Below are 323 nucleotides of genomic sequence, written 5' to 3' on the forward strand. Positions count from 1 at the left end.
CCGAAGCGAAAGCCGCCTGACCCGAGGATGAGAGTGTTGTTCTGATGGCCGATCGGCGTGAGGAAAGCACAAGATGCCCCGATCGCCACCGCCATCAGGAAGCTGTCGGGGTTCACGTCGAGTGAAGCGGCGATGCCCAAGGCAACTGGCGACAGCACCGCTGCCGTGGCTGCATTGTTCATCAAATCCGATAGGAACATCGTGGTGATTAGAATTGCCGCCAGAGCCGCGATGGCGTTCCCGCGCGCGATCGTCTCGACCAGAAAACGCGCCAGAACATCTGCCGCGCCAGTGGTCTGCATCGCGCCGGCCACCGGGATAAG

General features: G+C 61.6%; 1 protein-coding gene. It reads right to left on the reverse strand.

Annotated elements, in window-relative coordinates; genetic code table 11:
- A partial coding sequence (locus tag BMI87_RS21910; protein ID WP_146681752.1) for an SLC13 family permease occupies positions 1-323 on the reverse strand: 323 nt, incomplete at both ends.

Source organism: Thioclava sp. F28-4, assembly GCF_002020045.1.
In the GTDB taxonomy this organism is placed as follows: domain Bacteria; phylum Pseudomonadota; class Alphaproteobacteria; order Rhodobacterales; family Rhodobacteraceae; genus Thioclava; species Thioclava sediminum.